The organism is Paenibacillus sp. FSL H8-0104, assembly GCF_038050215.1.
GTDB lineage: Bacteria > Bacillota > Bacilli > Paenibacillales > Paenibacillaceae > Paenibacillus > Paenibacillus amylolyticus.
The window spans coordinates 3,193,027-3,207,148 of the sequence record NZ_JBBOTC010000001.1; the positions used below are offsets into that span (position 1 = coordinate 3,193,027).

The 14,122-nt window shown below is 43.6% G+C and carries 14 protein-coding genes and 1 riboswitch; of the genes, 13 read left to right on the forward strand and 1 reads right to left on the reverse strand.

Features of this window, described 5'->3' with window-relative positions; translation table 11 throughout:
- Positions 1–46 precede the first annotated feature (46 nt).
- From NST38_RS14315 to NST38_RS14340, 6 genes are all read left to right on the forward strand, one after another.
- Positions 47–2,173 (forward strand): serine hydrolase domain-containing protein, encoded by a 2,127-nt coding sequence (locus tag NST38_RS14315; RefSeq protein ID WP_076249945.1) that lies wholly within the window; start codon positions 47–49, stop codon positions 2,171–2,173.
- A 57-nt stretch (positions 2,174–2,230) separates the two neighbouring features.
- Positions 2,231–3,172, forward strand: coding sequence for an alpha/beta hydrolase (locus tag NST38_RS14320; RefSeq protein WP_076249411.1), 942 nt, complete (start codon positions 2,231–2,233; stop codon positions 3,170–3,172).
- Positions 3,173–3,347: 175 nt separating this feature from the next.
- Complete coding sequence (locus NST38_RS14325; RefSeq protein ID WP_235200730.1) at positions 3,348–3,722, forward strand: hypothetical protein; 375 nt, start codon at positions 3,348–3,350, stop codon at positions 3,720–3,722.
- 2 nt (positions 3,723–3,724) lie between these two features.
- The gene (locus NST38_RS14330; protein WP_076249410.1) at positions 3,725–5,443 is read left to right on the forward strand and encodes an ABC transporter ATP-binding protein; all 1,719 of its coding nucleotides are present in this window, start codon (positions 3,725–3,727) and stop codon (positions 5,441–5,443) included.
- Positions 5,444–5,682: 239 nt separating this feature from the next.
- Positions 5,683–6,105, forward strand: coding sequence for a MarR family winged helix-turn-helix transcriptional regulator (locus NST38_RS14335; RefSeq protein ID WP_036670809.1), 423 nt, complete (start codon positions 5,683–5,685; stop codon positions 6,103–6,105).
- Complete coding sequence (locus NST38_RS14340) at positions 6,102–7,181, forward strand: threonine aldolase family protein (protein WP_076249409.1); 1,080 nt, start codon at positions 6,102–6,104, stop codon at positions 7,179–7,181. Before NST38_RS14335 ends, NST38_RS14340 begins: the two co-directional genes overlap by 4 nt.
- 179 nt (positions 7,182–7,360) lie before the next feature.
- On the opposite strand, the gene NST38_RS14345 is transcribed toward NST38_RS14340, so the two are convergent.
- On the reverse strand, positions 7,361–8,278 hold the full coding sequence (locus tag NST38_RS14345) for an AraC family transcriptional regulator (protein ID WP_076249408.1): 918 nt from the start codon (positions 8,276–8,278) through the stop codon (positions 7,361–7,363).
- A gap of 536 nt (positions 8,279–8,814) precedes the next feature.
- Between NST38_RS14345 and NST38_RS14350 the strand changes: the two genes are divergently transcribed.
- The 7 genes from NST38_RS14350 to NST38_RS14380 all read left to right on the forward strand — a co-directional run bounded on the left by NST38_RS14350 (position 8,815) and on the right by NST38_RS14380 (position 13,963).
- The gene (locus NST38_RS14350; RefSeq protein ID WP_339199506.1) at positions 8,815–9,579 is read left to right on the forward strand and encodes a methyltransferase domain-containing protein; all 765 of its coding nucleotides are present in this window, start codon (positions 8,815–8,817) and stop codon (positions 9,577–9,579) included.
- A gap of 11 nt (positions 9,580–9,590) precedes the next feature.
- Positions 9,591–10,220: a pentapeptide repeat-containing protein gene (locus tag NST38_RS14355; RefSeq protein ID WP_076249406.1), complete on the forward strand. Its 630-nt coding sequence runs from the start codon at positions 9,591–9,593 to the stop codon at positions 10,218–10,220.
- 70 nt (positions 10,221–10,290) lie between these two features.
- Positions 10,291–10,391: riboswitch (guanidine-I (ykkC/yxkD leader) on the forward strand.
- Between the two features lie 101 nt (positions 10,392–10,492).
- Positions 10,493–10,831: a DMT family transporter gene (locus NST38_RS14360; protein ID WP_036608190.1), complete on the forward strand. Its 339-nt coding sequence runs from the start codon at positions 10,493–10,495 to the stop codon at positions 10,829–10,831.
- A complete protein-coding gene (locus NST38_RS14365) occupies positions 10,831–11,145 on the forward strand; it encodes a DMT family transporter (RefSeq protein ID WP_036670814.1) in 315 nt (104 codons plus the stop codon). The genes NST38_RS14360 and NST38_RS14365 overlap by 1 nt, the downstream gene beginning before the upstream one ends.
- 117 nt (positions 11,146–11,262) lie before the next feature.
- Positions 11,263–12,669 carry a DEAD/DEAH box helicase gene (locus NST38_RS14370; protein ID WP_076249405.1) on the forward strand — a complete coding sequence of 469 codons (1,407 nt, stop codon included), beginning with the start codon at positions 11,263–11,265 and terminating at the stop codon, positions 12,667–12,669.
- Between the two features lie 142 nt (positions 12,670–12,811).
- A complete protein-coding gene (locus NST38_RS14375) occupies positions 12,812–13,165 on the forward strand; it encodes an MmcQ/YjbR family DNA-binding protein (RefSeq protein ID WP_076249404.1) in 354 nt (117 codons plus the stop codon).
- A 105-nt stretch (positions 13,166–13,270) separates the two neighbouring features.
- On the forward strand, positions 13,271–13,963 hold the full coding sequence (locus NST38_RS14380; protein ID WP_036670818.1) for a hypothetical protein: 693 nt from the start codon (positions 13,271–13,273) through the stop codon (positions 13,961–13,963).
- Positions 13,964–14,122 lie beyond the last annotated feature (159 nt).

The window sequence follows — 14,122 nt, forward strand, 5'->3', positions numbered from 1 at the left end:
GTTAAGGTGGCTTAACACAATGATGAAGACAGGAGTAGATGCAAGAATGAAACCAAGAGAGGTAACAAAACTGAAGATAAGTGTGAGGGCAGCAAAAAAGAGAAATACTATAGCTGCTGTGACTCTCATGCTGACGATACTTGCCCCAATGTCTGCAATGGCCGCACCGGCTCCCATGAACAACAGCAACCTTACGTATGAGACAACAAAGAAAGCCGTGATCGAACAAGCCAAATTGCTGACCGAGACATATGGTACGACGAGTCTGCAATATGCGCTCATCGATGGTGGAGAGATTGTGGTGTCCGGTCAAACGGGCAAGAACGATATAAACGACAAGGTACCTCTTACTTCGAACACCGTCTATGGCATTGGTTCAACCAGTAAAATGATGCTTACAGCCGCTGTAATGAAGCTGGTTGACGAAGGCAAGATTGATTTGGATGCACCTGTTGTGAACTATATGCCTGACTTTACAATGAAAGATAACCGATACAAACAGATCACACCCCGTATGTTGCTGAATCATTCCTCTGGTCTTCTGGGCACCTCAACCAGCAATGCCACATTGTACGGAGATAATGACACGTATTCACATGATACGTTTCTGGAGCAATTGGCGAATCAAAACCTGAAAGCAGATCCCGGCGAATACTCAGTCTACAGCAACGATGGCTTTACGTTAGCCGAGATTCTGGTCGAAAGAGTGAGCGGCATCGGTTATACCGCATTTATACACAAGTATTTCACGGAGCCTTTGGATATGAAACATACCAAATCACCACAGGATGTGGTTAATCCGTCAGACATGGCGGCAATCTATTCCCCTTTTTATGAGGGACCACTACCAAAAGAGAATTATAATATCATCGGTACTGGAGGTCTGTATTCCACCGCTGAAGATCTGGTCAAATTTTCAAGAATCTTCACGGGAGAAGTTGATGGTATTCTTTCCAGTAAGTCTGTCAAAGCTATGGCGCAAGAAGAGTATAAAAGAGGCATGTGGCCAGAGGATAGCGATACGCTGATGTCTTACGGGTTGGGGTGGGATAGTGTGAGCTTGTTCCCATTCAACGAATACGGCATTAAGGCCGTTATGAAAGGTGGAGATACTTTATCTTATCAGTCCTCATTAGTGGTACTCCCGGAATATAACATGGCTGCAGCCGTTATCTCTTCAGGCGGGTCAAGCTTAACCAATAATTTCATTGCGAATGAATTATTACTCAGTGCACTTGAGGAAAAGGACATCATTACAGAGCGGAAGCCAGAAAAATCATTTGGCGTAACTGTGAAGGCAAATATGCCTAAAGGAATATCCAAGTATGCAGGTATATATGGCGGCAATAATTCGGTTATGAAGATCAAAATAAATACGGCTGGACAAATGACTGTATCTTCACTTACAGCTCCGAGTAATCCGGCTCAAGAATACACCTATACAGCAGATGGTACTTTTGTTAATAACGAAGGTACAGACAAGTTGAAATTCGTTGTGGAGAAAAATGGGAAAACCTACTTGTGGTCACGATCTTATATATCCGTTCCAGGACTCGGACAGCTGGCTTTCTCAGAATATAATGGGGAGAAGCTTGAAGCCAATAAATTATCCAAGGAGATTAACGCTGCATGGGCAAAGCGCGATGGTAAAAAATATTATCTGGTGAATGAGAAATACACATCAATGCTCTATCTTAATGCTACATCGATCCTGCCTATTCAGTTGAATAAAGAGAATCCGGGATATATGTCCAATAATAAGATTATTGGAGCCAACGAAGCAGCCAATCAATTGCAGATTCCGGGTACTGCCGGACGTGATACGATGGACATTCATTTCTCCAAAAAGAACGGAGGAGAGTATCTTACATTTTCAGGTTATGTATACGCTAGTGAGGAAATGGTGAAACCAATCTATTCGGGTAAACAATCCGCAACAACCATTCAAGCAGATGGATATGCCAAATGGTTTTCGGTACCAGCTACTGCGAAAGGAAAAGTCATGACAGTGAAGTTGCCTGCAAAGGGAGCCTTTGCTGTCTATGACCAGACCGGAATTTGTATTAATCACAGCGTGGTCAGCGGTAAGAATAATGTTGTTTTACCAGAAAACGGCCGTATTGTATTTGCAGGTGAGGTTGGTTCCAAATTCGAAATTTCATTAAAAAAATAAAATGAATGGATTTCCAAACGGCTGAACACCAAACGAACTCAACAGGAGAGAACCATCATGATGAAAAAAATATTAATCATTTTGCTCAAAATATTCGGAGCCATCGTTATCGCTTTTGCATTATTTCTTGCCACTGTTTTTATTGTTAATGTATTTAGCAACAAATCGGAAGAAGGGAAAATAAAACCCTATGGTCAGTTTGTAGCAGTTGACGGGAAAAACATGAATGTGTTGATTCAAGGAGAAGGCAAAGAAACGGTGGTATTGCTTCCTGGATACGGAACACCTGCCCCAGCCCTTGATTTCAAACCGCTTATCGATGAGCTATCTCCATTTTACAAAGTTGTTGTCATTGAACCTTTTGGTTATGGATTAAGTGACATTACTGAAAAAGAGCGTACCACTGAAAATATGGTTAGTGAAATTCATGAAGCGTTACAGCAACTTGGTATTCATAATTACACGCTTATGGCTCACTCGATTTCAGGGATATACGGCCTGGATTATGTGAATAAATATCCAAACGAAGTAAGTTCATTTGTCGGAATTGAGAGCAGTGTCCCAACGCAGGGAGGTAATGATGATCCATTTCCAACCGAAACGTACAAACTGCTTAAAAAATCAGGATTCTACCGATTGTTAATGAAACTGGCCCCTGATCAACTGATTGCACCCGATGTTGATGAAGAAACCAGAGAACAAATTAGAATACTTTCACTCAAAAATACGTTTAATCCGAACAACCTGAATGAAGGTGAAAACTTTGGTCCTAATTTCAAAGAAGCTGAGAACCTGTCCTTCCCCAAAGATCTTCCTGTGATTTTCTTCTTACAAGCGAATGATACCGAAACGGAAGGATGGATACCATTACATGAAGAGCAAGTCAAAGCTTCTGTACATGGAAAAGTGATGACATTTGAGGGAGAACATTATTTGCATCACACCCGATCCAAAGAAATGGTTCAAGAATATAGAAAGTTTATAAGTGAGATAAAATAGTGTCGCCAACAAAAGAAGTCGCGAAATCGCGGCTTTTTTCTGTTAGGGAGATGGTGAATATACATACTTCGTTATCTATTGGAAAATTTAGGTTGACACTTCTTTTTGTCACGTATACAATCGTATACATGAATATGTTGTATACATATGTATACACGTAATGGGGGTGGCACAAATGAGAGATCGTCCTATCGAAGAGATGGATGGAAGTGTACGTCAAGGTGAGCGTCCGAGACGCGATATGAGTGACAATGAGCAACGTGGTGAACGTTCCAGACGTGGAAGAGGTCATGGTGAACATGAGGGAAAACGGGGCCGTGGTGCGCAGACATTCCGTCGCGGCCGAATTCTTGTATTTCTGGAACAAATGCAGAATCGGAGAACAACGCTTGTCCGACAACTTGGACAGGAGGAGTATGAACATATTCGCCCGGTGATCAGTGGGGAGTTAAAAGCTATTGATCAGGTCATCGACGAGTATATCCATCTGTTCGAGCTGCAAAATGAAGATGTAAACCCCAATAAGGATCTAGAGAGTGAGAGTGAATAAGTATGATTCGTCGTTTTTTCTCGTATTATCGTCCCTATAAAAAACTGTTTTTGATTGATTTTGGATGCGCTGTACTCGCAGGTCTTCTGGAGTTGGCTTTCCCCCTTGCCGTCAGCAAATTCATTAATGAATTGTTGCCAGGTCAGGATTGGCCTCTCATTATGCTTGCCTGTGTTGTGCTGTTATCCATCTATGCACTTAATACCGTATTGAACTATGTAGTTACATACTGGGGACATATGCTGGGCATTAACATTGAGACCAACATGCGTGAGAAGATGTTCGCTCACTTGCAGAAGCTGTCCTTCCGGTTCTTTGATAATCGTAAAACAGGCCACTTAATTGGTCATCTTACGAATGATCTGAATGATATCGGCGAGGTTGCTCACCATGGACCTGAAGATGTATTCATCGCAGTGATGACATTAATCGGATCGTTCTGGCTGATGGCTAACATTAATCTTGAGCTAGCGCTGCTTACCTTTATCATTATCCCAATTATGGCTTGGGTCATTATCGTATTTGGTGGTCGCATGACAAAGACGTATCGGCGACTTTTCGGAGACGTCGGCAATTTCAATGCGCGTATTGAAGACAACGTCGGGGGTATGCGTGTTGTGCAATCGTTCGCCAACGAAGAACATGAGAAAGAACTTTTTGCAGTGGACAATCAGAATTTCCGTAACACCAAACTGCTTGCCTACAAAACGATGGCGAAAAGTATCTCGGTCAGTTATATGATGATGCGACTGGTTACGGTGTTTGTCATGATCAGCGGGGCTTGGTTTTATATCGATGGCAGAATCAATATGGGTGACTTTATGGCCTTCCTGCTCCTGTCCAATATCTTCTTCCGCCCGATTGAGAAAATCAATGCCGTCATAGAAAGTTATCCAAAGGGCATTGCTGGTTTCAAGCGTTATCTGGAGATCATTGATACAGAACCTGAGATTGCGGATAGCAAAAACGCCGTTGAATTCGAAAGTGTGAAAGGTGATATTCGCTTCGAGAACGTCTCGTTCGGATATGAATCCAGTCGGCGAATTCTAAGTGATATCAGTCTGTCTGTTCGACCAGGCGAAACGGTTGCTTTTGTTGGACCTTCGGGTGCAGGTAAAACGACAATCTGTAGCCTGTTGCCCCGATTCTATGAGGTAGAAGAGGGACGTATCACTGTAGATGGTGTGGACATTCGCGACGTTAAGCTTCAATCCTTGCGCAAACATATCGGAATCGTTCAGCAGGATGTATTTTTGTTCTCGGGTACCATTAAGGAGAATATTGCTTATGGTGATCTGAGTGCAACGGATGAACAAATCTGGGATGCCGCCCGTCGTGCCTCATTGGAGGAATTGATTCTTACGTTGCCGGATGGTATGGATACTGTCATTGGCGAGCGTGGAGTCAAGCTGTCCGGAGGACAGAAGCAACGGTTATCTATTGCTCGTATGTTCTTGAAAAATCCACCCATTCTTATTCTGGATGAGGCAACCTCAGCGCTGGATACGGAAACGGAAGCACTGATCCAGCAATCACTCGCTGAATTGTCGGTGGGCAGAACTACACTTGTGATTGCACACAGACTGACAACTATCAAGAATGCAGATCGAATCATCGTAGTAAACACAGATGGTATCGCTGAGCAGGGCAACCATGAGGAATTGGTCGCCGCTGGAGGGATATACAGCCGTCTTCATCAGGTGCAATATAGTCACTCTTAATCCAGGTAAATTGAACAAAAAAATAATTACACTCGTCACTCCGATGACAGAACAACCTTGCCGCGCATATGCGCGGCTTTTTTTATTGATTGGATATTAAAAATGAAGTTATAAAATGCTATGTAAAATATAATGTTGACAACGTCCACTAACGTGATTATTATAATGTTGACAATGTCCACTAAAAAGGAGGGTTTGACATCGACTCTCAGTACATAAATCCAGATATACTGGCTGACATGCGACGTTTTAACCGTTTTTATACCAACATACTTGGTGTACTCGACAAGCATATTCTCGGAACAGGGTATTCGTTTGCAGAAGTACGAGTCATTATTGAGATTGGAATTCGGGGAGAGAGCATTGCGAATAATCTGGTAGATACACTGACCATTGATCGCAGTTACATGAGCCGAATTGTGAACAAGCTGTCCAAGGAAGGACTGCTGGTGAAAGTGGATTCTGCGGCCGACAGCCGGGTCAGTCTGATTCGTCTGACAGCCAAGGGTGAGGAACTGTATGCCCAATTGAATGACCGATCCGATCAACAGATCCTGAAGCTGATGCAAGAATTGAATGAAGAAGAGATTCAAGAGGTATACACCTCCATGATGAACATACAAGAGAAGTTGAACAAGAAGGCAGGAGAGACAACACGATGATACGATTTGAATGTGATTATAACGAAGGTGCGCATGAACGCATTTTACAAAGACTGATGGAAACCAATATGGAACAGACGAGCGGGTATGGCACGGATGGACACTGCGAACGGGCGAGAATGCTTATTCGTCAGGCTTGTGACAATGAGCAAGCTGATGTTCATTTCCTGGTTGGTGGTACACAGACAAATACAACGGTGATTGCCTCTATTTTGCGTCCATATCAAGGTGTGATTGCTGCGTCCTCGGGACACATTGCGGTTCATGAAACCGGAGCTATTGAAGCTACGGGACATAAGGTACTCACAGTTCCAAGCGAGGACGGAAAGATCACGCCTGAGCAGGTTAGAGCCGTCTACGATGCGCACATGAATGAGTCGTCACCGGAACACTGTGTTCAACCAGGAATGGTCTACATATCCCAACCAACGGAGAATGGAACGATGTACAGCAAGGCAGAACTGCAAGCATTGCATACAGTGAGCAGAGCATGTGGTCTTCCGTTTTTCGTGGATGGAGCACGTCTTGGATATGCACTCGCTTCACGCGCTTGCGATATGACACTTGCTGATCTTGCTCGCTTGTGTGACGTGTTTTACATCGGGGGAATCAAGATTGGCGCATTGATGGGAGAAGCGGTTGTAATCCTGAATGATGCACTAAAACCAGATTTTCGTTATATGATCAAACAAAAAGGTGGCCTGCTTGCCAAAGGCAGATTGCTAGGTATCCAATTCGAAACGTTGTTCGAAGATGGTCTGTACCTCGATATTTCTCGCCATGCCGTAGATATGGCCTTGAGAATTCATGACTCACTCGAACAGCAGGGGGTACGCTTCCTGTACAATTCACCAACCAACCAGCAGTTTCCGATTCTGCCGGATCGTTTGCTTGAGAAATTACGCAGCGGTTATACGTTCACCTTCTGGGAAAAAGTTGACGGTACACACAGTGCGGTGCGGTTCTGCACCAGCTGGGCGACTCGTCAAGAGAATGTAGATGCACTGACTCGTGATATCACTCAATTATTGCACGGAGAGATCCACGTGCCAGAACCGGTCGAAGCATTGGTCTGATCATGTCCAAAAATTAAGGAGAACAGTTCCGATTTCCTTCTCATAAATACGAGTATTTGGAATAAATCCAAAAGAAATTACGCAGAATTTTGATACTGAACAAAGGACAACTCATTGTGGTTGTCCTTTTTTGGTTTGCCTTTTGTGTGATAGTTGTGAGATAGAGAGTGAATACTCGGTTACTCACTCAAGGCCATGTCATATTTCTCTTTCAGCCGTCGGATATCGGCTCTTGGCGGCGCACCGAACATGCGTGCATATTCGCGGCTAAATTGAGAAGCGCTCTCGTAACCAACCCGGAACGCTACATCTGCCGCATCGGCAGATTCGGCCATCAGAAGTCGCCGGGCTTCCTGTAATCTTAATTGTTTCTGGAATTGTAATGGGCTCATAGCTGTGATCTCTTTGAAGTGACGATGGAATGAAGAGACGCTCATGCTGGCGGTCTCAGCCAGATCTTCAATGCGAAATGGCTGTTCCCAATGATGAACGATGTTCTCAATCGCTTCTCTGATCCGATAAGTGCTGCTACCTTCAACCGCAATCTGCGCCAGTTCTCCTCCGTAAGGTCCTTGAAGGAGGCGGAACAGGATTTCTTTAACGTACAACGGAGCCAGAAACGGTATCTCTCCCGGCGTATCCAGCAATCGAACAAGTCGGAGTACAGCGTCCTGAATGGACGATTCCATCTGACCTACAAACATGGCTCGTCTGGCGTTTTCGTTGAATGTTACCTTGATATTGCATTCGTTAAGTACTTCGAGAATTTGGTTCGGTGTGAATTCGAGTTTGAGACTTAAGTAGGGTGCATCGGCGGATGCCTTGATAATCTGCCCGATGACCGGGAGATTCATGGAAGCAATCAGGTAATTGGAAGGTCCATATTCATAACGCTCCTGTGCGAGCAATACTTCTTTGAACCCTTGAACAATTACACAAAATGAAGGTTTATATACTCTGTATGCCGGTTCACTAATCTTGGAATGGTGATAGACAAACAGGGAAGGGATCGCCGTTTCCATTGCACCGTTATGATTGGAATGGCGTTTGATCAGGTCACTCAATTCCTGTTTTGGTTGAAATATTTCTTCGGTCATATGTATCCTCCTCACGGATTTAACCTACTTACATTATATAGCTTACCGTACAGAACCAAAAGAGGGCCTGAGAGGATCAGGCAATCAATTAAGACGATTGATATACCGCTTGCAGCCCATGACTCGGCATACTAAGAGTATATTAACAGAGCCAAGCGATTAAAGTTTATTCGAAAAGTTGGTGAGTAAGGTGATGAAGTGGTTATCAAACCATGTGAGGCAAATTTTGATTGACAGGCTCGAATCACAGATCAAGTATGAAGAAAATTCTGTACATCGAGAGATATACTTCACATGCTGGTTAGAGCTAGTTACCGTAGAGGTCGAGACAACATCAGTTTACAGAACAAATTCAAGGAGAGTATGAAATATGGAATATGTGGGCGAACAAAATCTCAGTTGATCCGAATTCTTAATGTTAAAGTCGCCATTCGGCGGCTTTTTTTATAGTGATCTGATGAGTGAATTGACAGTTCCTTTATATTAAAGTTATTATAGATACATTAGATCCTTAATTCAGAAGGAGATTATAATCTATGAATAACGGACATTCATCCGGTCAAACGAACGAATCGTGGAGTGGTCATTCCGCTCCTTTTGCGACGTTACAGGAAACACCTATCTTATCATTGCTCCAGCCATCCCAAGGTGAACGTATTCTTGATGTGGGTTGTGGCAATGGGGATCTGACAGCCAAAATTGCAGCCAGAGGAGCACTGCCAACAGGTATAGATTTTTCAGAAGAGACGATTAGGCAAGCTAAACAGAAATACCCTGATATGAATATTCAAGTAGCAAATGCTTGTCATTATCGGACAGAAGAACCGTTTGATGCGGTCTTCTCTCATGCCGTTCTGCATTGGATAAAGGATGCTCCAGCTGTAGTACAATCAATACAGTTAGCGCTCAAGAGGGGCGGGCGATTCGTGGCTGAGTTTGCTGCAAATGGTAACACGGCTATATTAATTACAGCGGTACAGGAAGAACTGGATGCCCGTGGATACAAATGGGAAGGACGGAATCCGTGGTATCACCCGACCATTGGCGAATATGCTAATCTTCTGGAGCAACACGGATTTCGAGTTAGTCTGGCTCAGCATGTGGATCAATTTACCCCGTTCAAGCCAGGTGCCAGAAAGTGGTTGACCAGCTTCGCGGAGTATTTATTCAGTGGTATCACACCTGCGGAACAGGATGTTATTATGGAAGCAGTTGAGAAAAAAGTACAGCCACAACTGATGCGGGATGGACAGTGGTATCTGGACAGAAGCCGACTGCGAGTTGTAGCTATTAAGGAATAGGGGAATACGGGATGAAAATGGACAAACCCAAGATTCAGGAGCAGTTGCTCGAACCGGAAACGATTGCATTCCTGGAATCCAAAGTGGAGTACAAACACAAACTGATCGAGAACATTACATTGGATCAACAGGAAGCGAGTAAGGTTTCCTTTGAAAATGTTGTATTTAGACATGTGACCATCTCGGAGTCTACCTTGGAACAATTTGAATTCACCGATGTCAGGTTCGAACACTGCGACTTCTCCAATGTCAATCTCTCTGGTGCCTTCATGCACCGGATCGAATGGCATAACTGCAAGTTTGTCGGAACTGATTTTTCCAATAGCCGATTGCAAAATGTCAGTTTCCTTCATGGTCTAGGCGACTACAGCAATTTCCGTTTTGCCCATCTGAAACAGGTCTCCTTCTCGGAATGTACCTTGATTGGTGCGGACTTTGCCTATCTGGCACTGCAAAAAATGGAGTTCAGTCAATGTAACATCGACCAAGCTTCCTTAACGGGGACCAAAATGAAGGATTTGGATCTTAGCGATTGCGAATTTGACTCCTTGGTGCTGACCATGGAAGATCTCAACGGTTGTGTGATTTCACCACATCAAGCCGCCACATTTGTAGGATTAATGGGTTTGATAATCAAATAAATGGCATGCTTGCATATACGGGGTTGCCAAGATAGTGGAAGTGTGTATAATTGGAGACACATTAGAATAAAAACAGGTTTTCTAGGGTTCCGCGATGGATGTGTCGGTCTGGTCCGAGAGAAAACCCGCAACCTGTTGGTTGTGCCACGGAGGGATAAAAGCCTGGGAGATGAACTGCTACATGCAGTTTGTTTCCCGGGCTTTTTTTGTTTTTACGCTAATGAACCTTGCGGGTTGTACAAAAAATGTAGTAGAGAAGGAGTGTTACAAGAATGAATAAAACATGGATGTCGGTTGTGATTGCTGCTTTGTTTGAAGTAGGTTGGGTCATTGGATTGAAACATGCCAGTGGTCTGCTGGAATGGGGGTTTACGTTGGTTGCAATTATCATTAGTTTCTCCTTGATGATTGCAGCTTCGCGGACACTGCCTGTGGGAACCGTATATGCCGTATTTGTTGGCCTGGGTACCGCTGGTACGGTACTTGCAGAGATTGTTCTGTTTAATGCGACTGTTCAAACCGGAAAAATGGTACTCATTGGTGTACTTTTACTCGGCGTGATTGGTCTTAAAATGCTGAGCAAAGAGAAGAATAAGGAGGTGCAGCTATAATGAACTGGGTATTTCTTATCTTGGCAGGTATATTTGAGATGATCGGAGTGCTGATGATAAACAAGTTGCACAAAGACCGTAATCTCATTTCACTGGTTCTATTGGTAGGCGGGTTTGGTTTAAGCTTCCTGTTCCTGTCCATTGCAATGGAAACTCTTCCGATGGGGACAGCATATGCCGTATGGACGGGAATCGGGGCCTCCGGTGGTGCCATTCTGGGCATGGTGTTTTATGGAGAACCTCGAAATGCCCTTCGAATTCTGTTTATCGCTATGGTGCTCGGATCGGCAGTTGGTCTTAAATTGGTCAGTTAAACAAAGTGATTTTAAAAAGATAATGTACAAATTACGTTTTTAATGGTATCCTTATACGTTACGTGTGAAATAAAAGATGCGTCATATTGATAGATGTGCGTAAATGAAGGAGACAACATGACATTTAAGGACTTAAATATTATCCCCTCTATTATGGAAGGGTTAAGCAAAGCAAACTATACTAATCCTACCCCTATACAGGAACAGGCCATACCAGCTGTATTAGCTGGCAGAGATCTGCTGGGATGTGCACAGACAGGAACAGGCAAGACGGCAGCATTTTCAGTGCCGATCATTCAATTATTAAGCGAAAGATCCAAAGGGCAAGGATCGAAGTCCGCACGACATATTCGCTCATTAATTTTGACACCAACACGAGAACTGGCGATTCAGATCGCGGATAACATCAAGGTATATAGCCGGTATACGGACATTCGTTGTACGGCAATCGTTGGCGGCGTTTCGCAAAAAGTGCAAGAGCGTGCGTTGAATCAAGGTGCAGATATTATTATCGCAACGCCTGGTAGATTGAACGATCTGATTAACCAGAAACGTATTGATCTGAAGATGGTTGAGATTCTCGTTTTGGATGAAGCAGACCGGATGTTAGACATGGGCTTCATTCATGATGTGAAAAGAATCATTGCCAAAATGCCGAACAAAAAGCAGACGCTGTTCTTCTCAGCTACGATGCCTCCTGAAATCACCAAAATGGTTAAAACCCTGCTGGTTGATCCAGTCAAAGTAGAAATCACACCGGTATCTTCAACGGTAGACCGCATTGAGCAGTCTATTTATTTGTTGGAGAACGGCAAGAAGCAACATATGTTGAACCAAATTTTGGAGGATAAATCCATCGTCACGGCATTGGTGTTCACACGCACGAAGCGCGGCGCTGACCGGGTTACACGTGATTTGGCCAAAGCGAATGTTACGGCACAGGCTATTCATGGCAACAAGTCTCAGAACGAGAGACAACGGGCACTGAACAACTTCAAGAGTGGTGCAACACGTGTATTAGTTGCGACGGATATCGCGGCAAGAGGAATTGACGTAGAGGAACTTTCACATGTCATTAACTTTAACCTGCCTAACATTCCGGAAACGTATGTTCACCGTATTGGCCGTACAGGTCGAGCAGGCAAAAGCGGGATGGCCATCTCGTTCTGCGAGAAGGACGAACTTCCATTCCTGAAGGATATCGAGAAAGTAATCAAAAAGACGATTCCTGAAGTGAAAGGTCATCCGTATCCAATGACAGGTGTACCTGTGTTTGATAAAACCAGCAAAGCATCAGGCAGTAAACCTTCGTTCAACAAATCGGCTGCAGGCAAACCGGTGAAGTCCAAAGCTAACCCGGCACGCAAGCCCAAATCCGAATGGTTTGCCAAGAGTGGTAAATCAAACAGTAGTCGTTCAAACGACGGTAGACCCAATAGCAGTAGATCAAACAGTAGTAGCAGTAAATCTAACCATGGCTCATTCAGCCGCAGCAGCAAAACTAGGAATGATAGAGCCAATTAAGATCTAAATAAATCCAGATAAAACCTTCTCCATTCATTTGGAGGAGGTTTTATTATGTGCTTTTATGTGCAACGAGCTTATTTACATACGAACTTACATTCGGTATCATTATATCGTCCACTGGTGAAAGGGAGGTACTGACTTGAAGGATACGATGATTGAATACAGTTTGAAGAAGAAAGGTGCGACCAAGGATTATCCATTTGGGCCTGATCCAGTCGCGATGAAGGTCGGAGGGAAAATATTCGCATTACTTTTCGAAGACAAAGAAGAAAATGGTCTATTAAACTTAAAATGTGATCCCATTATTGCAGAGAACCTGAGAGAGCAGCATGAAGCGGTTCGACCAGGATATCATATGAACAAAAAACACTGGAATACCATTACGCTGGATGGTTCATTGTCCGATGAAGATGTCTATGTCATGATCGATCACTCGTATGATATGGTTGTCAAATCCCTTCCAAAAAGCGTTCGGGAGTCTTTGGCCGAATGAGGAGAACATATACCACTTTCTCTACACCTCATTCATCATGTTATTGACATTTAAGAGGTAGGTGAAAAGGCTAATGGTCTGCTTCTCTAACAGAATGAATATCCTATGAAAATGAAGACATATTTGAAGTCCATTTGGTTCCATTACCTTGGAAATAAACAAGATCGAACGGCCTTGTTTAATGTGGCTTCCCTTGTTATCAATGCTGTAACAGGGATAGGCAAGTTAATCCTGGGCATATATCTGCTTTCGGGATGGTTCATTACAAATGCTGTATATTATCTGATTCTGTGTGTGGCAAAAGGACAAGTGCTCCATAAATATACAGTTACCAAGAGGATGGACTCTCCCGAAGAAAGATATAGATTGGAGCTTACGGTATATAAGCGCGGAGGTCTGTTCCTGTGTTTACTAGGCGTGTCCTATTCGATGGTCTGCCTGCGAATGTATCTAATCGGCGATGCCTTCATATATGAGGGTAACATCGTGTATATCGTAGCAACAGTCGCTTTTACCAAGATGGTTTTTGCCGTGTATGGTACCTGGGCTAACCGTCATCTCCATAACCCGATCATATCTACATTGAAAATGATTAACTTCACTGATGCGATGGTATCCATCGTGGTGACCCAAGCGACATTACTTACCATGCAAGGCTCACCTCTTGCATTAAAAACCAGTAGCTTGTTTGGCATGGGGTGCAGCGTTTTATTTTGTTTGATGGGGGTCTGGATGATGTTCCACAAAAAAAAGGAAACAAGCACGGACCCAAACCAATCTCCTGGCACTGAATGTTAACATTGAAGCATTAAGAGCAGGGGAAGGTAATTTTGGTTGACGTTTCAGCATGTTGATCAATACATATCAAATGAATTGCACATGACGGAATAGACGAGTGTCATCTATACTTAAAGTGACAACGGAAGAAGGCGTATTGGCAATCCACTAAAGGAGTGA

What these genes read in the sequence shown, in the direction of transcription:
- NST38_RS14315 (WP_076249945.1), top strand. Translation starts at nt 47, where the DNA reads ATGAAACCAAGAGAGGTAACAAAACTGAAGATAAGTGTGAGGGCAGCA.
- NST38_RS14320 (WP_076249411.1), top strand. Translation starts at nt 2,231, where the DNA reads ATGATGAAAAAAATATTAATCATTTTGCTCAAAATATTCGGAGCCATC.
- NST38_RS14325 (WP_235200730.1), top strand. Translation starts at nt 3,348, where the DNA reads ATGAGAGATCGTCCTATCGAAGAGATGGATGGAAGTGTACGTCAAGGT.
- NST38_RS14330 (WP_076249410.1), top strand. Translation starts at nt 3,725, where the DNA reads ATGATTCGTCGTTTTTTCTCGTATTATCGTCCCTATAAAAAACTGTTT.
- NST38_RS14335 (WP_036670809.1), top strand. Translation starts at nt 5,683, where the DNA reads ATGCGACGTTTTAACCGTTTTTATACCAACATACTTGGTGTACTCGAC.
- NST38_RS14340 (WP_076249409.1), top strand. Translation starts at nt 6,102, where the DNA reads ATGATACGATTTGAATGTGATTATAACGAAGGTGCGCATGAACGCATT.
- NST38_RS14345 (WP_076249408.1), bottom strand. Translation starts at nt 8,278, where the DNA reads ATGACCGAAGAAATATTTCAACCAAAACAGGAATTGAGTGACCTGATC.
- NST38_RS14350 (WP_339199506.1), top strand. Translation starts at nt 8,815, where the DNA reads ATGAATAACGGACATTCATCCGGTCAAACGAACGAATCGTGGAGTGGT.
- NST38_RS14355 (WP_076249406.1), top strand. Translation starts at nt 9,591, where the DNA reads ATGAAAATGGACAAACCCAAGATTCAGGAGCAGTTGCTCGAACCGGAA.
- NST38_RS14360 (WP_036608190.1), top strand. Translation starts at nt 10,493, where the DNA reads ATGAATAAAACATGGATGTCGGTTGTGATTGCTGCTTTGTTTGAAGTA.
- NST38_RS14365 (WP_036670814.1), top strand. Translation starts at nt 10,831, where the DNA reads ATGAACTGGGTATTTCTTATCTTGGCAGGTATATTTGAGATGATCGGA.
- NST38_RS14370 (WP_076249405.1), top strand. Translation starts at nt 11,263, where the DNA reads ATGACATTTAAGGACTTAAATATTATCCCCTCTATTATGGAAGGGTTA.
- NST38_RS14380 (WP_036670818.1), top strand. Translation starts at nt 13,271, where the DNA reads ATGAAAATGAAGACATATTTGAAGTCCATTTGGTTCCATTACCTTGGA.